Raw genomic sequence first — 20,436 nt, forward strand, 5'->3', positions numbered from 1 at the left:
TGTAAACCGGAAACCAGTAGCAGAGAAGGAAGAACAGCGCTTCCTGTTTTGTACTGTGCATTGGCGCCTTTGCCCTATTAATAAACCATTTGTCTAAGTAAAAACCTAAACTGCAATTTTATGAAACATCGCAAAATGGAGCGAGGAATTAATCAGCCCAGACTATTTACGGCCCTGTTGACGGTCGCGCTGCTGGCAGGAGCTGCCTGCAATAAGGTCCCCTTGCCTGAATCCGGCAGCGGCACCGGCACGGGTGGAAAAAATCCTCCTACCACACCCGCTCCGGCTCCAGGTCTGCTGACCCGTATCAATATTGGCGGCAGCAACGGACTCATTCAGCTGATCAGCTACAACCAGCAACTGCAACCTGTTGTGATTATCCAGTATGCCGGTAATCTGTTAACAGAAAAAGATTCTATTGTTTACGACGCCAACGGTAAACTGCAAAAAGTGTTGAATTATTCTCCTGACTTCCTGTCTGCCGGAAAATTTAGTTTGTCCGGTAATACCAAATTTGAATGGGACGCTAAAGGAAATATCTCAAGGAAAACAAGCTACGAGCAGGAAACAGGAAAGGTGGAAGAAGACGAACAATACACCTATGATGATAGCGGTAAGCTGGCTACTGTCACCTCGGTGACAAGTGGCGTTGCCAATCTGAAGTTTGTTACTGCGTATTCCTATGAGCAGAAAAACATCAATAAGGAAACGGTAACTGACGGAGCAAAGGTGATTTCTCAATTGTTGGTGGCCGGTTTCGATAAGCACCCCACTTATATCACCCATCCGCTGCTGCGCTATTTGTTGGAGGGCGCCGGACATGAAGCGTTCAGCGATCAAAACCCACTGGAAACAAGAAAAATCCAGTATGTTACCCTGAGCGGCAAACAGGATTCCATTGTAACAGTTCAGAAGAATACTTATGAATATAACAATGCCAGCCGTCCGGTAAAGGTGAATTTCACCAGCACTATTTACAATATCGGTAATCAGCAGCCCACCACCAGTAAAGGTAATATTGGTTACGAATACAGTAAGTAGGCTATCAAGTTATCTAGTGGACAAGGGCATCCGGCTGGTCCGGATGCTCTTGCTTTTTCGGAAAGCGGTGTGTTCCCGGGGGATCATGACCCGGTCTCTATGACAAAAGCCTTAAGCGCTGCCATTTTACCGTCACGAAACTGCCAGACGTCACAGTAGGTGTAATTGACCTCTACTCCGTTTTCGTTTTTCATACTGATTTTGCCGAGTGCTGTCACAAACTCGCCTTCGGCAATTATGTTTTCGACCATGAACTTTGGCGGCTCGACATAGGTTGTTGCCATATACTGTCGAACGGCTTCCTTCCCCTGTAGTATCCTGTCGCCTACAAATGTCCATGTCACATCGTCAGTGCAGAAAAATAGAAAACCCTCATTGTCCCCTTCCGCGACAGCCGCGTTTGCCTTTTCCAGTATTGTTTTATTGTGCTGATTCATGTGGTATGCTGTTTTGATGATGGATGAGGCATCAAAAGGCGCTCCACAAATAAAGGGATTGAGTAGCTTATGCCATTCTATAATGCCGTTAGCGGTTGCCTTCCCGGCAATATCATTTTTGTGTGATTTCATGGAAGTGCATATACAGGGAGACACTATTTGTCAGATCTTTATTTTTTTGAAAAACAGCATTGTCCATGAGCCAACAACACCCTAATCTGGAAATTATCGGTAAATTTTTTGAAGCCTATAGCAAGTTTGACGCTGAAGCGATGAAAGAAGTCGTGGCAGAAGACGTTAAATGGACGATCCCCGGGCATCATCCCATGAGTGGTACTAAAGTAGGTATCACAGAAGTCCTGGCCTACTTCTCAAAGCTAAGCGAATCAGGATTCAAGGCGGATCCTATTGTATTGGGCGTAAATGACGACTACGTAATTGATTGCCACCGCGGCTGGAGCAACCGGGAAGACGGCAACAATGTAGATATGTTATGGTGCCTGCTGTGGAAAATTAAAGATGGAAAAATTGTGGAGGTGGTAAATTTCGCGGCAGATCAGCATGAAGCAGACCGCTTCTTTTACAAGGCATACCAGCTGAAACCTATTCAGGAAAGAATGGCCTGAGTCAACCTTTCTGGGATAAAACAGGAAAGCCGCTTAAATCACAGGATTTAAGCGGCTTTAATTTTCCGGGTTATTTGTATCAGATAAAACCTGGGTCTATTGCAAGGAATAGTTTGTTCATACGTCAAGTCGGGGCCACATACAGGCTGTACAGGTATGCAATCGCATCTTTTTGTATTTCTCGCACTGTAAGTTTGTCGGAAAAATGTAGTCATTGTCGATCCGGTAATCCTTGTCTCTTCCCATTTGCTCTATATGCGGATTCACAAGATTGGGCCATGGATAGTAATTTAAAGGAAATAAAAAAATGATACAACAGAAATAATAGCATCCATTACTACCAAACTTATGTTGTGAGCATTCTATCAGCCGTATACACCGTTTCAAATCGAAATGCCAACGCTTGTATTAATAAATGGAATCCCCTGCAAAGTCATTGCAGTGGCTGAATTAAAGGATTTAAAAAATTATTTATTCATTCAAAAAAGTTATCTTCATAAAGGATATTAGTTCATTAACCATCAAGCTCATTTTAGCCGTAAGGATAACCCAACCCTATTGATCGGATTTATTATTAATGATTTTTAACGTTAAAAGCAAATCTCGTTTCACATGTAACCCAACTATTCCGCTATCCTGTCAGTCGTTAACCATCAGCCATCTGCAAGAATTTTACAGGCACGAGAGGCTTATACAAGCTATCACTACCAATTTAAAATTTTCATTAATCATGAAAATTACCGTAAGTATTTTCTCTTATGACCCTGTTATTAATAATGTGCTGTAGAAACAATACAGGACGACAATGGGTACTGAGATACACTCAAAATTTGTATCATTATAATTAAACCCAATTAAACCCAAATCAAAATGAAAAGATTACTCTTTGCCTGCGCACTGGCGCTGGCCGCGCTATCCTCATGCCAGAAGAAAGCTGCAGAACAGGACATGGCTTCCAAAATTGTTTCTGCTTCGCAACAACGTGTTGCTGCTGCTATAGATGATGCTGCCAATCCTGCCAATCCCTATGACAAGATCGGTTACATCCACAACCAAAGCCTGCTCGCAACAAAGGATGTATCATGGAACAGCAAGGATCAAACCTTTCCGCGTTTGTACGTTGCCTATGTAAACTTTGCGAATAGGAACTATCCTGGTACTGTTATTCCTGATCAGCAGAGTGCCAACATTGCTTCGGATGAACTGAAAGCAGATGCTGCAAATAATTTGATCAAGACGATTGCACAAGCAAAGTTGTCCGTTGAAGGAAAAGCTTACATGACGAAGCTGGTGGCTACTGTTAACCAGCATGACACTACCGATACCTGGGATACTTACAAACAGCGTATTGTAATCTTTGAGAAAGATGTGTTGTCAGATCCTCGTCTGCCAAAGGCGGATGCACAGTATGTCCTGGAAGCGGCATCTGTAGGCCGGTACTCCGTATTGTTCTGGACCAATCAATATTATGATGGCAATCCAGCTGGCAGCAACCCTAACGAAGCTCGCTTCATGGTCGCCGTGAACAACCCCGCAGCAAGAAGCTTTTGGGGCTGGTTAAAGGACAACTGGAAACCACTCGTGAGAGTAGCACTTGCTGATCTCGGTGGTGCTGCAGGTGGCTGGATCGGTGCAGGCATAGCTAGTGGCGGATCTGCACTGGGACAAACATGGAACTAAGGTCGCATACGGTCATCTGTTCAGGTAGGGGGCGGGCTAAAAAATATATTTTTCCCGCAAAGTAAAAAAGCCCCCGCAGTTAAGATCGTTTTGCTCAATGGTGTCAGATACCGTCGCAAAGTATGATTCTTGTTGCTTCTTTCGTTTTTTATTGGGTCATAAGAATCCTCAAAATAGCGTAACGTATTTCAGCAACAGCAAAACCTGCATACAGGTTTTGCTGTTTTTTTATATCAGATCAGGGTTTCCTGCCAACGCCAACCGGAAAAAAGGATTTAAAAAGACTGGAAATATGCCGCGACTTTCGACAAAAACCTAAGTTAAATAGCCAGGCAACTAATTTTTTTTGAAAAAATTGGTGTTACAGATATTTTAGAGATGGACGCAGAAAAATTGAGTAATTTAGAAATAATTCAAGATGGAAAGGAACACGCAAGCATTAAACCAACTGATGATTATCTGAAACGAAATAATATGAGTATGGGAGAAGCTTTAGATGATTGGAATGCGAAAGGAGATTCGCATCCCCTTAGTGTAGCACTTTCCAAAGTTGCAAATTATAAATAAAATCTAATGAATTTAAAATCATTCATAAATAATGAAATTTTACGAATGGAAAACTATCTCAATACTTGTTTACTTAAAACAAGTATTGAATCATTAGTAAAGAAAGAGGTAATTTATGGAAGGAAAAACAATTTCATACTTCATTCGCTTGAAGGAGGTAAAAAAGAAGTATTTACGTTTTCTATATCATATACATTCAAAGAGGACATAGAGGAGGAGAATGGACAGAGACCTAATGATATAACTTTAAGCATCATATTACAAATTAACGATAATAAGAATTGTAAAATTAATCAGGAAATTAGTTTTGGAACCGGGTTGGATGATATTGAGTTCGAAGTAATAGATATAGATAATATAGCCAATGCAAACTTTGAACAAAGGTTTAATTTTGATGAACTTAGGGGAATTTTTGAAGTAAGTATTGTGAATTTTAATAAATTATTGGATGGTAACGTAAAATAATATTATTTCATAAGCGATAGAGCAACCTTCGATTTGTATAAACATATGAGCAATCACTTTATAGCCTATCTGCGACCAAATCAAAAGCTGTGAAGAACTGGTAAAGGCGATTTTGTACTTGTGTTCTTGATTGTACCTGATATTCTACATCAAAAAACAATGGCTCAAGATAGTATTTACGGATATCAATAATAGGTTGAAAGTTGATACCGAGACAGGAAATATCTTTTCTGACCTGCTCCTGCACAGGGAATTCGAGCAGTCTGTTAGGGACAAATACATGGTGTGTGCGTTCATATTCCAGGTAAACCCGCGGGTCGTAATGCGGCATATCCGGTTTAAGCAATCCTGTTGGGATATTCGTCCTTTTTAACTTTACATTGATGTCGGAATCAATAACAAAGAAGTTATCCCAGCTCCATCCGTATTGTTCTTTTAAAGTAGCATCATAGTGGTCCAGCTGGCCTGAAAACGGAAATTTAGGGAACACGCCGTTAGCCCAATTCCCCGGACTAAACCTTGCCGGTTCCTGCAATAACCGCTCAGAATAGGCGCAGAGCCCTGCCTGTACCCATATCAGATTTGCTACGATATCATAATAGTATTTTCCTTTGGAGGAATTGTAGATAGTATGTTTTTCATTTTTTGCATTCAGGGTATCCAGCCATTTTTTATATTTTGTGGCCAGCATCAAACTTTTATCAATCTTTTGCATGTATTGATTATTCAGTTTTCCATGCCAGCTTTTGTGCCAGCACCTTATAACGTGTAACTATTTCTTTTGCTTTTGGTGTTTTTAACCGTCCTTTTTCTTTTAATGTATCGATCTGGTTTTTTAACATTGTTAACTCAACAATAGCCTCTGTACGCATATCTGTACTGGTATCGTCTAAATCGAATATCTTTTTGAGGATAAGGTCGTAGTCGAGATAACGAGGGTCCACAAAATAATTATCAACATGATTCTCTCCTTCATAATACAGATCACGATAGATATTCCAGTTCTTATCAAATTTCAATTCCACTATTTCCCAGGGTTCAAATGATGATGCGATGATAGGGGAATGTGTAGAGAAGAAAAACTGGCTGTCTGTTGTGAGGCTTAGATAATAATCAATAATTGTTCTTTGGAGATCGGGATATAATGATCTTTCCGGCTCATCATATAGTATCTGGCATTTATTGGGTTGTAATAAATACAATGGCAGGGCGGAGAGCATCACCTGTTTGGTACCTGTGCTCAGTAAACCGTTTGGAACTTCATTACCAGCAAAATCTTCTATCTTCAGAAATCCTATATCATCTTTTCCCTGAAAGTCCAGTTTCGTTTTAACGCGCAGGCCAAAGTTCTTTAAAAGGGGGTCTAGGCATTTATCTGCAATGTCCTGTACCGGACTTGGTGTTTCATTACGCCACTTTTCCAGTTTCTTAACAGCTTTTTGAATCGCTTTGATATCTGTAGCCTTTTCTGCAATATGAGAAATCTCCTGCCTGATTTTTATCTCTTCTTCCTGGTATTTCTGGATTTTGTTTAATATAATTGTCCATGTATTTACGGCAGAATAAGATGAGAAATCGATATTAAATAGGTCTTGTAAGTCTAACAAGTCATCATGTTCTACCTCCAGTTTGTAGTCCAAATCCGCGGGAAAGTATATGGTGGCTGGTTTTATTACATCGGTATATGATATCCATTTTGATACCGCATTCTCAAATTCAACCTCAGTACCATTTTGGTAAATGGTATTCCAGTAGTAAGAGGTCTTTTTCTTCCCTTGGTCTGACTCATCCTCAAATCCAATTCGTTTGGAAGCAATAAAATCCTCAAATTCAAAACCGAGAGTGACTTGTTCAATTTGGGCCATTGATCCAATCTCGTTGTATGAATGACTTCTGTGGGAAATGACAGATATCAACTTCAACAAGGTTGTCTTCCCGGTTCCGCTTTGCCCTATGATGCAAACCTTATCTAAAGCCTTTCCTGCCTTCGGATGTCCTGCAGGGTAAGTAAGGTCTAGATGCAAATCTTTAAAATGATGCAGATCAGGAATTGTAATGCTTCTTACTTTCATTACATTGGATTTAGTCGGGAATACAAAATAAGATTACGTAAGATAAATTTCTTTAGCTATTTGTGGTCAAACAATATAACAATTTTTGCCCAGCTTTAAATAAAGAAGGCCTGCACTCTCGCGCAGGCCTTTCTCGAATTTCTGTGATCCCGCTGGGACTCGAACCCAGGGCCCATACATTAAAAGTGTATTGCTCTACCAACTGAGCTACGGAATCATCATTCGGTTGAATGGAGCGCGAAGGTATATATTTATTCCATACTTCCAAAAAAAAATTTACGGAATAATCAATCTGTCTCCGAAATCGTTGCCAATAGCGGATTTCAGCATTTCTTTTGTCAGGTAACAATGATTGATGGATTCCATATGCACGGCTGTTACACGTGTGTGTGCGGGATGTTGCAATACCTGCAATACATCTTCGGCTGTCATGGTGATGGGATCACCGGTGATAAACTGTGCGGCGCCGGCATTGACGATAGTGTCTGTGGGTTGGTATTGGTCCAGCGCGGCTTTCACTTCATCGCACCAGATGGTGTCGCCGGCAATATAGAGGCGGTCTGCACCTTCTTCGAGTACAAAACCTGATACGGGTGCCATCAGTTTACCTATTTCACCGGTACCATGCTGTCCACCGGTGCGGGATATACGAATTCCTTCCCAGGTGGTGCTGGTGTGAATAGGTATCAGCTGCGTGAAACCTTGTGCGGTGAGTTTTTCCACATCTTCCGGTTGACAGAACAGGGGCAGGTGTTTGGGCACCAGCTGTTGCGCGGCCACGTCCCAGTGGTCCCGGTGAAGATGTGTTACGATCACGGCGTCGATTGTTTCCAGCAGCGTTGTCAGCTCCGTATCGCTGATGGGCAGGTCTACGAGCGGATTACGGCGTGTGTTGGCGGCGTTGGGAACGGTATCAAGAGCGTCTTTGTGGCTCAGCATAGGGTCTACCAGTATTTTGTGGGTGCCCCATTCCAGGATAACGGTAGCGTGACGAAGAAAATGTATTTGCATAACATGTAAGATGAGAAAACAAATATACCGCAAAAAAATAGTCCGTGCCTGCTAAGCACGGACTGGTTGTCATATAACGCTAACGAATAAACGCTTAGGTCTTCCGCAGTTTAACGGACTGCACAAAATGATGATGCCCTTTTTCCAGTATCAGGCTGGCGCGGTAGCGGGTAGGGGCGATATTTTGTTCCAGGTTGGGTTTGTTGATATCTTCCCATATCTGGGTGGCCAGTTCCACGGTGGCGGCATCCGACAGGTGCGCGTAACGGTGGAAGAAAGATTCCGGGTTCTGGAAGGCGGTGGCCCGCAAAGACTCGAAGCGGGAGATGTACCACTTACGGATGTCTTTTTCTGCGGCATCAACATAAATAGAAAAATCGAAGAAATCAGACACGAAAATAGCCGGGTCTTTATCTTTCTGTTGCTGCCGTGGCCTTACCTGCAGCACATTCACGCCTTCTACGATCACGATATCGGGCTGCTCTATCCATTGCAGCTGACCAGGCAGCACATCGTATTCCAGGTGGGAGTAGAGCGGCGCGGCCACTCTTTCTTTTCCTGATTTCACATCTGCCAGGAAATGAATCAGCCTTTTGATATCATAACTTTCAGGGAAGCCTTTACGGTTCATGATGTTATTGGCATCCAGTGTTTTGTTGGGATACAGGAACCCGTCGGTGGTGACAAGGTCTACACGCGGATGATCGGGCCAGGCCTGCAACAGCCGTTGTAATACGCGGGCGGTGGTGCTTTTGCCTACGGCCACGCTACCGGCTATGCCAATGATATAAGGCACTTTCATCGTCTGGCTGCCGAGAAAGCTGGTGGTGGCTTTATGCAGCGCCTGTGACGATTTTACGTACAAATTAAGCAGATGGGCCAGAGGCAGGTATATCTGGGCGATCTCGTCCTGCGTAAGCGGTTCATTCATGCCGTGCAGCTGTTCCAGATCATAGTAGTCCTGCAATTGCAGCAGCGCATCGCCGCTCGTTTCTGCCCATTCCTCACGGGAGAAAGTGATATAGGGAGTATAACGTTCTCGTTTAAGGGATGTGGTCATTTTACAGTTATTCTTGTATATAAACAGTCTTGATATTCAAAAATTCGTGTGTGCCTTCCAGTGACAGCTCCCTGCCGTAGCCGGATTGTTTAACACCGCCAAAAGGCAGCCGGGCATCAGACCGCACCATGGCGTTGATAAAAACGTTGCCGCTTTCTATCCGGGTGGCCAGACGGGCGGCTTTGTCCAGGTCACTGGTCCAGAGCGCGGAACCGAGGCCGAAATCAGTCGCGTTGGCCAGCGCAATGGCTTCGTCTTCGTTGGCAGCTTCAATAATCACGGCTACCGGTCCGAATGTCTCTTCCCGGAAAGCGGTCATGTCACTGGTGACGCCGGTCAACAGCGTCGGGGCAAAGTTACATCCTTCATAGGTGCCGCCCAACTCCAGTTTGGCGCCCTGGCGGATGGTGTCCTGCAGTTGTTTGGCCAGTTCTTCGGCGAGGTCCGGCCGGGCCATAGGCCCCATATTGGTACTGTCGAGCGTAGGATCGCCCTGTTGCAGGTTCTCCAGCAAGTGGCGCACCGCTTCGGTAAACGCCGGCACGATCTCTTTTTCCACGATCCAGCGTTTGGCGGCAATGCAGGACTGCCCTGCGTTCTGCATACGTCCCTGTACGGCCGTCCTGGCGGCGGCTTCCAGATCGGCATCTTTTAACACAATGAACGGATCACTGCCGCCCAGTTCCAGCACCGTTTTCTTCAGGTATTTGCCTGCCAGGGCGGCCACACTTTTACCGGCAGGCGTGCTGCCGGTAAGGGTTACGCCCTGTACCCGCGGATCGGCCACAATCGGTTCCAGGTCTTTGGAGGAGACGAGCAGCGACTGGAACGTGCCTTCGGGAAATCCTGATTCCATAAAGACCTTCTCAATGGCCAGCGCGCAGCCACTCACGTTGCTGGCATGTTTCAGCAGACCTGTATTACCGGCTAATACATTGGGAATAGCAAAACGGAAAACCTGCCAGTAGGGGAAGTTCCACGGCATGATCGCCAGGATGATGCCTTTGGGCTCATAACTCACGTAACTTTTATAGGCTTCCGACTCGATAGGCCGTGGCTGTAATATTGCTGTAATGTTTTCGGCGAAGTATACCGCGGTGGCGGCACATTTTAGCACTTCTGCCCTGGCTTCCTTCAGGGTTTTGCCCATCTCCTGTGTGATCAGGGCGGCATGTGCTTCTACGTTAGCTTTTAAGGAACCGGCAACCTGCATCATCCATTTCCGGCGCTGCTCCAGGGGTACCTGTAACAACGTGCGGTAGGCCTTTTCTCCTGTCTGTAGTTTCTGTTCAATTTCCGCCTGGGTATGCGGCGTGTATTCGGCAATGGTCTTCTGTGTAAACGGATTGATACTTGTAAACATAGCTGTAACCTTTGTGCCCGTAAGCAGTGAAATAATCACAAATTTAGCCATTTCATATTAAACGCTCTTTCCGGCAGGGATGAACGGAGAACTGTATCTTTGCATCTCCAAAAGACAGGTTATATGGCATTAAGTAGATGGAATATCATGATCATGGCCCTGTGCACGGGGCTTATCGTAGCTAATATTTATTATAGTCAGCCGCTGCTCGTATTGATGAGCCAGGAATTCGGCGTATCGGAAAGCAATGCGGGACAGGTGACTTTTTTTACACAGGTAGGGTATGCGCTGGGCCTCCTCTTCTGTGTTCCATTGGGTGACAAGCTGGAGCGTAAGGGGCAGATCATCGCCATGACTACAACAGCTGTAGCAGCCCTCACGGCAGCAGGCTTCTCCCAAAACATCCTGATGTTGAAAATCACCGGACTGCTGATTGGCTTCACTTCTGTGGTACCTCAACTGATACTGCCGCTGGCGGCGCATCTGACGGATCCGGCCAACAGGGGCAAGGTGATCGGCGCCATTATGAGCGGACTGCTGGTGGGTATATTGTTGTCCCGTACCCTGAGTGGGGTCGTAGGGCACCATTGGGGCTGGCGTGCCATGTTCTTCATCGCTGCCGGTATCAGCGCATTGCTGGTGGTGATTATGATCTTTACGTTTCCCCAAAGCAGGCCACAGTTCACCGGTAGTTATGGTGACCTGATGAAGTCCCTGCTGACGCTGGCCAAAGAACAACCGATGCTGCGCGAAGCCTCTGCTATCAATGCCTGCTGCTTTGCGATGTTCGGCATGTTCTGGACCACCGTCGTGTTTCTGTTGTCAGAAAAACCGTTCCTGTACACCAGCGAACAAATCGGCCTGATGGGACTGGCGGCGGCTGCGGGCGCACTGGGCGCTCCGTTGATCGGACGCATCGCGGATAAAAAGAATCCGCGTATAGCCATTGGGTATGGTATCATCTTCCTGTTGGCAGGTTATGCGATGTTTTATGTCTTCCAGGCAAACATCATTGGAATCATCATTGGTATCATCGCAATAGATCTCGGTTTGCAGGGTATCCACGTCTCTAACCAGACACGCATATACGCACTGCTGCCGGAAGCGCGTAACCGGTTGAATACGGTGTTTATGACCACCAGTTTTATCGGTACGTCCATTGGTTCTGGGCTGGGATTATGGGTTTGGTCGGTAGGTAAATGGAATGGAGTGTGTATCGCAGGAACCCTGCTGATACTCACCGCGCTGGTGATCTACCTGGCTACCTACAAAAAGCCTTCCCAGGGCTAAAGCCCTGGGCTACGTTCTGAAAATCAAGGTTACGGTTCCTTATATCACATACAAAAGCTATACTCCGGTCATCAAGGCTACAGCTTCCTTATATCGCACACAAAAAATATATTCCAATCATCAAGGTTAAACTAAAGACAGAACCTGAACAACATCGTAGCCCAGGGCTTTAGCCCTGGGTTTTCTGGGTTTTTATATCAAAAAAGAAAGGCTGACCATTGCGGTCAGCCTTTCTTTTATATTGATGTCAGACTTATTGCTGAAAACTATTCCACACGGGTGATTTTGAGCATGTTGGTCGGCAGGTGCAGTTTTACTGGCGTGCTACCGGTGTTTACAGCTACATCGCCCACTTTGATAAATCCTCTTTCTTTCAGGATGTTGATCTGATCGAATACGATATCATCGAGGCTTTCTTCTTCTTCATAGTAGAAGGCGCGTACACCCCAGCTGAGGCTCAGTTGGTTCACCAGTGTTCTTTCTTTGGTGAATACATACAACGGAGAGCGGGGACGGTAGCTGCTCAGCATAAAGCCGGTATAACCGCTCTGGGTCATGCCGATGAGGGCATCTGCGTCCAGGTCTTCCGCGATTTTACAAGCGTTGTAGCAGAGGGCGTCGCTGAGGAAGGTAGGAGAGTGGCGGTGAGGGATCAGGTTACGGTTGTAGATGATCGCTTCTTTTTCCACTTCCATGATGATTTTGTGCATGGTCTGGATCACCAGTTCCGGGAATTGTCCGGTAGCGGTTTCACCACTGAGCATCACGGCGTCGGAGCCTTCCAGCACGGCGTTGGCCACGTCGGTGATTTCGGAACGGTTCGGACGGGTGCGGTCTATCATGCTTTCCATCATCTGTGTAGCCACGATAACGGGCTTCGCACGGTGGATACATTTACGGATAATATCTTTCTGGATCATCGGGATCTGCTCTACCGGCAGTTCCACGCCGAGGTCACCACGGGCGATCATTACGCCATCACTTTCCCAGATGATTTCTTTCAGGTTTTGGATCGCCTCCGGTTTTTCGATCTTGGAGATGATCTTGATTTTGGAGTTCCTTGCTTCCAGGCGCTTACGCAGATCGGTCAGGTCTTTTACGCTGCGTACAAAAGACAGGGCCACCCAGTCCAGTTCCTGGTCTATAATGAACTCGAGGTCCACCACATCCTTTTCAGTCAGGGCAGGCAGCGATACTTTGGTGTCTGGCAGGTTAAAACCTTTTTTGGAAGACAGTACGCCGGGTAAGCTTACTTCCGCTTTGATTTCACCGGTAGGCAGCAATTCTTTTACTACTGTTTCGATTTTGCCATCGTCCAGCAGGATTTTCTGGCCAATGCGAAGATCTTTGTACAGGTCAGGGTAGGAAACGTAAATTTTTTCCATGTTGCCCACCACTTTTTCGTTGACAAAGGTGAGGATATCACCTTTTTTCAACGGCAGGGCGTTATTTTCAATTTCACCAACGCGGAGTTTTGGTCCCTGGAGGTCTCCGAGCATGGCTACGTTGTAAGGTTCGGTTTTGTTGATCTGGCGGATATATTCGATGATCCGCAGTTTATCTTCATGCGAGCCGTGTGAGAAGTTGAGGCGGAACACGTTCACGCCCGCTTTCACCAACGCCAGCAGTTGTTCATAGGTATCACAGGCCGGACCAACAGTTGCCACTATTTTCGTTTTGCGGGAAGAGTGTGCTCTACCGGCAGCGTTGTCCATCTGCTTGTGATAGTATTTCGAAAGATCCTTTGTACTCATAAGTCTTATTTTTTAACTCGCAAGAATTTTAACAATCTTAAACCATTCGGGGTCAATTTCCTGTTTGGCTTTAACGGCTTTGTCCAGGGGGGTGTAATGGATCTTGTCGTTTACGATCCCGATCATGACATTGTGAATGCCTTCGAGGAGGGCGTCTACAGCGGCATAGCCCATACGGCTTGCCAGGATACGGTCTGTACAGGAGGGAGAACCACCCCTTTGGATATGTCCGAGGATACATACTCTGGTATCCAGCTGCGGACAACTTTCTTTAATGCGGCGTGCTACTTCATTGGCGCCTCCGGTTTCGTCACCTTCAGCCACCACGATCAGATTAACCAGTTTTTTGCGGCGTTCGTTGGCCTGCAATTCTTCAATAATGTCGTTTAATTCGGTTTTGCGTTCCGGCACCATAATATGCTCGGCACCAGTGGCGATACCGCTGTGTAAGGCGATGTAACCGGCATCACGGCCCATTACTTCGATTACAAACAACCGGTCATGCGCGTCTGCGGTGTCCCTGATTTTGTCAATGGCTTCAATAGCAGTATTCACCGCTGTATCAAAACCAATGGTGCTGTCAGTTCCCGCAATGTCCTTGTCAATAGTACCAGGCAAGCCTATACAGGGAATGTCAAATTCCTGGCTGAATTTCTGTGCTCCATTGAACGAACCATCTCCCCCGATCACAATCAAACCATCAATGTTGTGCTTTTTCAGATTTTCATAAGCTTTTTTTCGCCCTTCATATTCATAGAACTCTTTGCACCGGGCGGTCTTTAAGATGGTGCCTCCGCGTTGAATAATGTTGGCAACTGATTTGGACTCCATCGGGAAAATCTCATTCTTTAAAATTCCCCTATATCCATACATGACGCCGAACACATTCAGCTGATGATAAATGCCCGTTCTTACCACCGCACGAACGGCTGCGTTCATGCCAGGGGCATCTCCGCCGGAGGTAAGGACTGCAATGTTGTTCAATTTTTTCATATAAATTGCTAAAAAAATATCTTAAAGGCGCACAAAAATAACATTTTGCAATTGTTTTCTAACAGTTATCTTATGAATTAACCTAAATATTTAATTTTAATCAAACAAAGTAGCAAATTTTTTTAAAAAATATAGGCATGTTGAAAAAGACTAATAAGAGTTGGTTGATATTAGGCATGAGTTTAATGACTATGGAAGGTATAGCACAACAAAAAAACGGGCAATATCCGGTAGCTAAAAAAGTAGATACGGTAGATGATTACCACGGAACTCGTATCCCTGATCCCTATCGCTGGCTCGAAGACGACCACAGCGCAGAAACCAAAACCTGGGTGGACGCTGAAAATAAAGTAACCCAGGATTATCTCGCTACCATCCCTTTCCGCGCCTCCGTTAAAAAAAGACTGGAAGAACTCTGGAACTACCCGAAAACAGGCGCCCCTGTTAAACATGGTCATTACTATTACTTCTTTAAAAATGATGGCCTTCAGAACCAGGCCGTCCTGTACCGTAGTACTACACCCGACGGTACCCCGGAAGTATTTATCGATCCTAACAAACTGTCTGCCTCCGGTACTACCGCCCTGGGGGCCCTCACTTTCTCGAAAGACGGCAAATATGCTGCCTACCTGATCGCGAAGGCCGGGTCCGACTGGCAGGAGGCGTATGTGATGGACGTGGCCACCCGCCAGCTGCTCTCCGATAAACTGGAATGGATCAAATTCAGTGGCCTCAGCTGGAGAGGCGACGGTTTCTATTACAGCCGCTACGATAAACCGGACGAACAAAGCAAACTGTCCAAAAAGAACGAATTCCAGAAAGTATATTTTCATAAAATCGGTCAGCCACAGGAACAGGATGAACTGATTTATGTGGACAAGGAACATCCGCTCCGCAACGCTACTGTCAGCGTAACAGAAGATGAACGTTTCCTCATCCTCTCTACTACGGAAGGTACTTCCGGCAGGGAGCTCTGGTACCGTGATATGCAAAACCCGGCACAGACCACCTTCTCGCTGTTGGTGAAAGGTTTCGCTAATGAGCCTTCCGTTGTTGATAACGACGGTGGAAAACTGCTGCTGCACACCAATCACCAGGCGCCTAATTATAAAGTGGTGTTGGTCGATCCGGCTAACCCGGCTGAATCCAACTGGAAGCTGATCATACCGGAGAAAAAAGAAGTGTTGCAAAGTGTAGGCAATGCCGGCGGTAAGCTGCTGTTGTCTTATCTTAAAGATGCTTCTACCCGCGTATACCAATATGATTACAGCGGCCGCCTGGAACATGAAATTAAACTGCCGGGCATTGGTACCGCTGGTGGCTTCGATGGTAAAAAGGAAGACCAGGAACTGTTCTTTACGTACACTTCCTTCGTGGCGCCACCTACCGTTTACCGCTATGATATCAAAACAGGCAAAACCTCCCTGTTCAACAAAGCGGCGGTGAAATTTAATCCGGACGACTATGAAACCAAACAGGTATTTTTCACCAGTAAAGACGGTACCAAAGTGCCGATGTTCCTGTCTTCCAAAAAAGGCATGAAAAATAATGGCAACAACCCGGTACTGATTTACGGTTATGGTGGTTTCAACATCGCGCAAACACCCGGCTTCAGTGTTTCCAACCTGTACTTTATGGAACAGGGCGGTACCTATGCAGTAGTGGCACTGCGCGGTGGCAGCGAATATGGTGAAGCATGGCACAAAGCCGGTATGAAGGAAAAGAAACAGAATGTGTTCGATGACTTCATCGGCGCAGCAGAATACCTGGTTAAAACAAAGTATACCAATCCTGCTAAAATAGCTATCCGCGGCGGTTCCAACGGTGGCCTGCTGATAGGCGCCTGTATGACGCAACGCCCTGATCTCTTCAAAGTGGCGCTGCCAGCGGTAGGCGTTATGGATATGCTGCGCTTCCAGAAATTCACTATCGGCTGGGCCTGGGCAGTGGAATATGGCAGCAGTGACAATGCGGAAGATTTCAAATACCTGGTGAAATACTCGCCACTGCACAATCTGAAGCAGGGTGTTTCTTATCCGGCTACCATGGTCACTACTGCAGATCATGACGACCGTGTGGTGCCGGCGCACTCCTTTAAGTTTGCAGCCACACTGCAGGCCAGCAATGAAGGCCCTAACCCGGTATTGATCCGCATTGAAACGCAGGCGGGGCACGGTGCCGGTAAACCTACGTCCAAGCTGATTGATGAGGCAACAGATATATGGTCTTTCACGATGTATAATCTGAGCATGAAGCCGTAGTCCGGCTGCTCCCACAGGAATCAGCGTTAGCGGAAAGTACAGGACAACAATACTGTGCTTTCCGCTAACTTTTTTTACAGGCTCACAGCCCCTCTTCTTAAAAAAAATCCCCCGTAGACGTTAATTGCTGAATGCTGACAGCTATTTTTTCTTATCTTTAAAGACAGCGTACTAATATGGCATTATGAAGGTATTAATTACAGGAAGCAATGGACTGCTGGGACAACATTTGATTCCGGTATTCGTCCAAAACAAGACATACGATGTAATAGCCACAGGCAGAGGTGCTAACCGTTCCCCTCAACGCGACCATTACATTTACGAAGCGGCAAACCTGCGGGACGCCGGTAGTGTACAGCAGCTGGTCCAGAAACATCAGCCGGACCTGATCATTCACAGTGGCGCCATGTCTCAGGTGGATGACTGCGAAAAAAACAAGGACGCCTGCTGGGATACCAACGTAGGCGCTACCCGTTACCTGGTCAACGCGGCAGAAAAAATAAACGCTTCTTTTATCTTCCTCTCTACAGACTTTGTATTTGATGGCCTTGGCGGTCCTTATGACGAAGAAGCCCCCGTCAACCCCATTAACTATTATGGTACAAGCAAAGCGGCGGCAGAACGGCTGGTGCGTAACAGCAAGCTGTCATGGGCCATCGTGCGTACCGTGCTGGTATACGGCGTGTCCAACGATCCGCATCGCAGCAATATGATCACATGGGTGAAAAACAATCTCCAGCAGGGTAAGAAGATCAAAGTGGTAGATGACCAGTGGCGTACGCCTACCCTATGCCAGGACCTGGCTACGGGATGCCTGCTGCTGGCGGAAAAGAAAGCAACCGGTATGTTTAATATTTCCGGTGGGGAAGTGTTGACTCCTTATGATATGGCCCTCAAAACGGCTGAATATTTTCAGCTGGATACCAGCCTGATTGAAAAGATAAGCTCCAAAAGCCTCGCCCAGCCAGCCGCCCGTCCGGCTAAAACCGGCCTGATCATCGATAAGGCGGTCAATGAACTGGGATATCATCCGCATACTTTCGCAGAAGGACTGGATATCGTGGCTGCGGAGATCAAATAAACACTAGTACTCCAGGTAAGCCTTATTGATACCGAATTTACTCCTGTTTTCCTGCAACTCGCTCGTAGTGTCTATCGGTAAGGACCTTACCGGTACGGCTACTTTATAGAGATTATCGCGGCGATACATCACTACATTTTGTTTCCAACCCTGCCTTTTTACCGCTTTTTTGGCGGCAGAAAGACTGTCCTGGAACTCCTCCAACACAACGAAATAGGAGATAGAGTCCGTTGCAGCGGGCGTTACCGCCAGGCTGGTATCGGCAGGAGCGGCATGCCGTGTCGTATCTATGATCACCACTGGCGAAGGGGTAGCAGGGGTGCCCTGACGGCCAATATACCACCAGGCGGCCAGTCCGCCGAGCAGGATAAGTGCGCCGGCTGCGGCCCACCACCATTTGAAAATACTGCCTTCTGTTACGGCCTCCAGCGTGTCTTCCTCTTCAAGGGTCATAACCGGCTCTACGGCCGCGGGGGATGGCGGAACAGGGGGCTCCACCGGCGTCATCGCGGTGGTAGGGGCTATGGCAGGCGGTAGTGCCGACGGTGCGGAAGGCTCCTCCCGCTGTATCGGCGTAATGGGCAGATCAGTAGGGTCTACCGGCAGCTCTTCCGCATGAAAATGCAGGTTACCGGCGAAATCACCCTGTAATTTGCCAATACCAGGCAGCTCCAGTACCTGCCCCGGCTGCAGTGCCTCCTTGAACTCTTCAATATACTTGTCCAACTTCCTTTGTGCGACAGCAGGCACCAGGTTCTCTTTCAGGGCTATCCATTCCTGGCAGGAACCGTCGTCCTGCCACGACTGGGTGAACACCACCTGGTCCCGGGGAGGCAGCAACGTTTGTGCCCCGGCGTTATACCTGGACGGGAAATGCTGGATGGAGAAGGTGCCAATGTGGGGAACAACGCAAATCCGCTGCCTGAACAATACTTCCTGGATATATTGCTGTAGTATTAACATGAAGAGGTGTTTGTGGTTAATATTCCTATGAAAATCACGAAGCAGCAAAGCAGCAAATATCATCTTTGCGTCTTTGCTGCTTCGTCTCTTTGCGAGCAACTAAATTAACTCAAAATCAGAACTTCACCATAATTCCGCCCACGATGTTGAAACCATAGGTCGGATAAAGGTACCAGCGCTGGTAATGAGAGTTGAATATATTATTGGCGTTCAGCCACAAATTGAAGTTTTTGCCGATATCGTAAGACGCGCCGGCATTCATGTCCCACGCGCTGCTCGTTTTACCGAAATCCTTGTTAGGCAACACATAATAACTGCCGCTGAGGGCAAACAGGTCTGCATTCAGGTGCAGCTTCTTGTTCAGCGTGTATTGTAAAAACAGGTCGCCCTGGAAAGGAGGCAGATGCCAGGGTTTTACTTCGGTGGTCTGTTTGTTGTAATTGTACCAGTCGAAAGTAACCCTTGCCTGGAATTTCTCTTCTTCAATATAACCTACTTCGGCATGCAGCTGGAAAGCACGTAACTGCTCTTCGTTGCGGGTGGTGAAGTATTTGGTGTCTGCGGCGTCATTCACGAACAGGGGCATATTATACCAGGTAACGGACGCAAACTTGGTGTTGTAGTTGAAGTGGCCGCCCAAAGTGCCTTTGATACCGGTGTACTTTTCTTCTACGCGGGTATTGAGTATACCGTCCACCAGGCCGTTAAGGAATGGGTTTTTATTGGCCAGGTTGCGGTAGGAGTTCTTGTCAAAGTAGGAAATCCAGCCGCTGCTCAGGATCAGTTTTTTGCGTACCAGGTGTGACTCGTTCACGATGTCCGGCAACAAATAAAACTTATCGTTGGTCCAGGTGGGGTTTACGCCGGCATGCAGCACAAATCCCGGTTTAATGATGTCTACTGACGGATGGATGGCCACCACATTGTTGTTGATGTTACGGCCGTTGTCCTGTTTGTAGGTAGACAGGTCGAAAACACCTTCTGCTTTGATATAGATATCTTCAAATACCTGCTTGCGTACCGGTATTTTAGCGATGAAAGTATTCTCTGTGCGTTTATACGAATCGTTGAAGGCGATGAACTTCACGGTTGGCTGAAACTGGAACGCCCAATCGTTTTGCGGACGGTTTTTAAGACCCACCTGTGCCGTGATGGTGTTAAATGTCTGCGCCACATCTTTTTTGTCGTATTTCAGGCTGTCGTGGTTATAACCGTAGTAGTGGACGGTATTGCGGTCATAACCGATGCTTGCGTCCAGCTGCATGGTGGGCAGCAGGTAGGAACCAGAGGCCAGCGCATTGAGGTTGCTGTAGTTCTGATCAGATATTTCCTTGCCCTGGGAGCTGGTGTAGTTGACAAACAGGCCGTAGTTGTACAGGTCTTTGCGGCCGCTGCCGAAACCTGCCTGTACATACGGTGTTTTATAGTTGCCGTAACCCAGTTTGATAAAATTGTTCTGCAACATGGACAGGGAGTCTTTACCCAATGCCAATGGTTTCAGCGGGGCGGCCTGGTACATGAAGTTCAGGTTCAGGGCCGGCACCTGGTATTTCAGCAGGGGCCTGCTGGTGTCTACACCGGGCAGAGAGGCGGTCAGGTTCAGTTTATAGGCATCGCGGAGTTTAGGCTGATTGGTGGAAATGATATCGATCGTTTCCTGTTTCAGCGGCTCCTGTGCCCATGCCTGCTGCTGATGAAGGATGCCTGCGAGGCACATGCCTGCTATGGTAAAAGCGCGTTTGCGATGTATGTTGAGAATATTCATGCTGTCG

General features: G+C 46.7%; 18 protein-coding genes and 1 tRNA gene. 8 read left to right on the forward strand and 11 right to left on the reverse strand.

Features of this window, described 5'->3' with window-relative positions:
- The first annotated feature begins 120 nt into the window (after positions 1-120).
- Positions 121-1,041: a hypothetical protein gene (locus HHL17_RS11110; protein ID WP_169224786.1), complete on the forward strand. Its 921-nt coding sequence runs from the start codon at positions 121-123 to the stop codon at positions 1,039-1,041.
- 83 nt (positions 1,042-1,124) lie between these two features.
- Here the strand turns inward: HHL17_RS11110 and HHL17_RS11115 are convergent, their stop codons facing one another.
- On the reverse strand, positions 1,125-1,610 hold the full coding sequence (locus tag HHL17_RS11115; RefSeq protein WP_240975123.1) for a nuclear transport factor 2 family protein: 486 nt from the start codon (positions 1,608-1,610) through the stop codon (positions 1,125-1,127).
- A 65-nt stretch (positions 1,611-1,675) separates the two neighbouring features.
- On the opposite strand from HHL17_RS11115, the gene HHL17_RS11120 reads away from it, so the two are divergent.
- From HHL17_RS11120 to HHL17_RS11135, 4 genes are all read left to right on the forward strand, one after another.
- The gene (locus tag HHL17_RS11120; protein WP_169224787.1) at positions 1,676-2,104 is read left to right on the forward strand and encodes a nuclear transport factor 2 family protein; all 429 of its coding nucleotides are present in this window, start codon (positions 1,676-1,678) and stop codon (positions 2,102-2,104) included.
- An 870-nt stretch (positions 2,105-2,974) separates the two neighbouring features.
- A complete protein-coding gene (locus HHL17_RS11125; protein ID WP_169224788.1) occupies positions 2,975-3,784 on the forward strand; it encodes a hypothetical protein in 810 nt (269 codons plus the stop codon).
- 378 nt (positions 3,785-4,162) lie between these two features.
- Entirely contained in the window at positions 4,163-4,351 is a 189-nt protein-coding gene (locus tag HHL17_RS11130) for a hypothetical protein (RefSeq protein WP_169224789.1), read from the forward strand.
- Positions 4,352-4,396: 45 nt separating this feature from the next.
- Positions 4,397-4,816 carry a hypothetical protein gene (locus HHL17_RS11135; RefSeq protein ID WP_169224790.1) on the forward strand — a complete coding sequence of 140 codons (420 nt, stop codon included), beginning with the start codon at positions 4,397-4,399 and terminating at the stop codon, positions 4,814-4,816.
- Positions 4,817-4,874: 58 nt separating this feature from the next.
- Here HHL17_RS11135 and HHL17_RS11140 read toward each other — a convergent pair whose 3' ends face one another.
- The 6 genes from HHL17_RS11140 to HHL17_RS11165 all read right to left on the reverse strand — a co-directional run bounded on the left by HHL17_RS11140 (position 4,875) and on the right by HHL17_RS11165 (position 10,322).
- Entirely contained in the window at positions 4,875-5,531 is a 657-nt protein-coding gene (locus HHL17_RS11140) for a hypothetical protein (protein ID WP_169224791.1), read from the reverse strand.
- Between the two features lie 7 nt (positions 5,532-5,538).
- The gene (locus tag HHL17_RS11145; RefSeq protein ID WP_169224792.1) at positions 5,539-6,888 is read right to left on the reverse strand and encodes an ATP-binding protein; all 1,350 of its coding nucleotides are present in this window, start codon (positions 6,886-6,888) and stop codon (positions 5,539-5,541) included.
- 144 nt (positions 6,889-7,032) lie between these two features.
- Positions 7,033-7,105, reverse strand: a tRNA-Lys gene (locus tag HHL17_RS11150).
- Positions 7,106-7,164: 59 nt separating this feature from the next.
- Positions 7,165-7,899, reverse strand: a complete 735-nt coding sequence (locus tag HHL17_RS11155; protein WP_169224793.1) for an MBL fold metallo-hydrolase — start codon at positions 7,897-7,899, stop codon at positions 7,165-7,167.
- Positions 7,900-7,993: 94 nt separating this feature from the next.
- Entirely contained in the window at positions 7,994-8,959 is a 966-nt protein-coding gene (gene coaA, locus HHL17_RS11160; RefSeq protein ID WP_169224794.1) for a type I pantothenate kinase, read from the reverse strand.
- Positions 8,960-8,966: 7 nt separating this feature from the next.
- On the reverse strand, positions 8,967-10,322 hold the full coding sequence (locus tag HHL17_RS11165) for an NAD-dependent succinate-semialdehyde dehydrogenase (protein ID WP_169224795.1): 1,356 nt from the start codon (positions 10,320-10,322) through the stop codon (positions 8,967-8,969).
- A gap of 123 nt (positions 10,323-10,445) precedes the next feature.
- Between HHL17_RS11165 and HHL17_RS11170 the strand changes: the two genes are divergently transcribed.
- Positions 10,446-11,612, forward strand: a complete 1,167-nt coding sequence (locus HHL17_RS11170; protein ID WP_169224796.1) for an MFS transporter — start codon at positions 10,446-10,448, stop codon at positions 11,610-11,612.
- A 266-nt stretch (positions 11,613-11,878) separates the two neighbouring features.
- Here the strand turns inward: HHL17_RS11170 and pyk are convergent, their stop codons facing one another.
- Positions 11,879-13,366 (reverse strand): pyruvate kinase, encoded by a 1,488-nt coding sequence (gene pyk, locus HHL17_RS11175; protein WP_169224797.1) that lies wholly within the window; start codon positions 13,364-13,366, stop codon positions 11,879-11,881.
- Between the two features lie 12 nt (positions 13,367-13,378).
- Entirely contained in the window at positions 13,379-14,359 is a 981-nt protein-coding gene (pfkA, locus tag HHL17_RS11180) for a 6-phosphofructokinase (RefSeq protein ID WP_169224798.1), read from the reverse strand.
- A 137-nt stretch (positions 14,360-14,496) separates the two neighbouring features.
- Between pfkA and HHL17_RS11185 the strand changes: the two genes are divergently transcribed.
- Both HHL17_RS11185 and HHL17_RS11190 read left to right on the forward strand, forming a co-directional pair.
- A complete protein-coding gene (locus HHL17_RS11185; RefSeq protein ID WP_169224799.1) occupies positions 14,497-16,620 on the forward strand; it encodes a prolyl oligopeptidase family serine peptidase in 2,124 nt (707 codons plus the stop codon).
- A gap of 184 nt (positions 16,621-16,804) precedes the next feature.
- A complete protein-coding gene (locus HHL17_RS11190; RefSeq protein ID WP_169224800.1) occupies positions 16,805-17,701 on the forward strand; it encodes an SDR family oxidoreductase in 897 nt (298 codons plus the stop codon).
- A 3-nt stretch (positions 17,702-17,704) separates the two neighbouring features.
- Here the strand turns inward: HHL17_RS11190 and HHL17_RS11195 are convergent, their stop codons facing one another.
- Together HHL17_RS11195 and HHL17_RS11200 are read right to left on the reverse strand one after the other, a co-directional pair.
- Positions 17,705-18,664: an HU domain-containing protein gene (locus HHL17_RS11195; protein ID WP_169224801.1), complete on the reverse strand. Its 960-nt coding sequence runs from the start codon at positions 18,662-18,664 to the stop codon at positions 17,705-17,707.
- A 115-nt stretch (positions 18,665-18,779) separates the two neighbouring features.
- The gene (locus HHL17_RS11200; protein ID WP_169224802.1) at positions 18,780-20,429 is read right to left on the reverse strand and encodes a porin family protein; all 1,650 of its coding nucleotides are present in this window, start codon (positions 20,427-20,429) and stop codon (positions 18,780-18,782) included.
- Positions 20,430-20,436 lie beyond the last annotated feature (7 nt).

Origin of the sequence: Chitinophaga fulva (genome assembly GCF_012927205.1) — a bacterium.
GTDB lineage: Bacteria > Bacteroidota > Bacteroidia > Chitinophagales > Chitinophagaceae > Chitinophaga > Chitinophaga fulva.

Bases quoted from the DNA above. Each gene is read 5' to 3' on its own strand.
- HHL17_RS11165 (WP_169224795.1), bottom strand. From the start codon at position 10,322: ATGTTTACAAGTATCAATCCGTTTACACAGAAGACCATTGCCGAATAC.
- HHL17_RS11145 (WP_169224792.1), bottom strand. From the start codon at position 6,888: ATGAAAGTAAGAAGCATTACAATTCCTGATCTGCATCATTTTAAAGAT.
- HHL17_RS11200 (WP_169224802.1), bottom strand. From the start codon at position 20,429: ATGAATATTCTCAACATACATCGCAAACGCGCTTTTACCATAGCAGGC.
- HHL17_RS11125 (WP_169224788.1), top strand. From the start codon at position 2,975: ATGAAAAGATTACTCTTTGCCTGCGCACTGGCGCTGGCCGCGCTATCC.
- HHL17_RS11185 (WP_169224799.1), top strand. From the start codon at position 14,497: ATGTTGAAAAAGACTAATAAGAGTTGGTTGATATTAGGCATGAGTTTA.
- HHL17_RS11130 (WP_169224789.1), top strand. From the start codon at position 4,163: ATGGACGCAGAAAAATTGAGTAATTTAGAAATAATTCAAGATGGAAAG.
- HHL17_RS11135 (WP_169224790.1), top strand. From the start codon at position 4,397: ATGGAAAACTATCTCAATACTTGTTTACTTAAAACAAGTATTGAATCA.
- HHL17_RS11140 (WP_169224791.1), bottom strand. From the start codon at position 5,531: ATGCAAAAGATTGATAAAAGTTTGATGCTGGCCACAAAATATAAAAAA.
- HHL17_RS11155 (WP_169224793.1), bottom strand. From the start codon at position 7,899: ATGCAAATACATTTTCTTCGTCACGCTACCGTTATCCTGGAATGGGGC.
- HHL17_RS11170 (WP_169224796.1), top strand. From the start codon at position 10,446: ATGGCATTAAGTAGATGGAATATCATGATCATGGCCCTGTGCACGGGG.
- HHL17_RS11190 (WP_169224800.1), top strand. From the start codon at position 16,805: ATGAAGGTATTAATTACAGGAAGCAATGGACTGCTGGGACAACATTTG.
- pyk (WP_169224797.1), bottom strand. From the start codon at position 13,366: ATGAGTACAAAGGATCTTTCGAAATACTATCACAAGCAGATGGACAAC.
- HHL17_RS11110 (WP_169224786.1), top strand. From the start codon at position 121: ATGAAACATCGCAAAATGGAGCGAGGAATTAATCAGCCCAGACTATTT.
- HHL17_RS11195 (WP_169224801.1), bottom strand. From the start codon at position 18,664: ATGTTAATACTACAGCAATATATCCAGGAAGTATTGTTCAGGCAGCGG.
- pfkA (WP_169224798.1), bottom strand. From the start codon at position 14,359: ATGAAAAAATTGAACAACATTGCAGTCCTTACCTCCGGCGGAGATGCC.
- coaA (WP_169224794.1), bottom strand. From the start codon at position 8,959: ATGACCACATCCCTTAAACGAGAACGTTATACTCCCTATATCACTTTC.
- HHL17_RS11115 (WP_240975123.1), bottom strand. From the start codon at position 1,610: ATGAAATCACACAAAAATGATATTGCCGGGAAGGCAACCGCTAACGGC.
- HHL17_RS11120 (WP_169224787.1), top strand. From the start codon at position 1,676: ATGAGCCAACAACACCCTAATCTGGAAATTATCGGTAAATTTTTTGAA.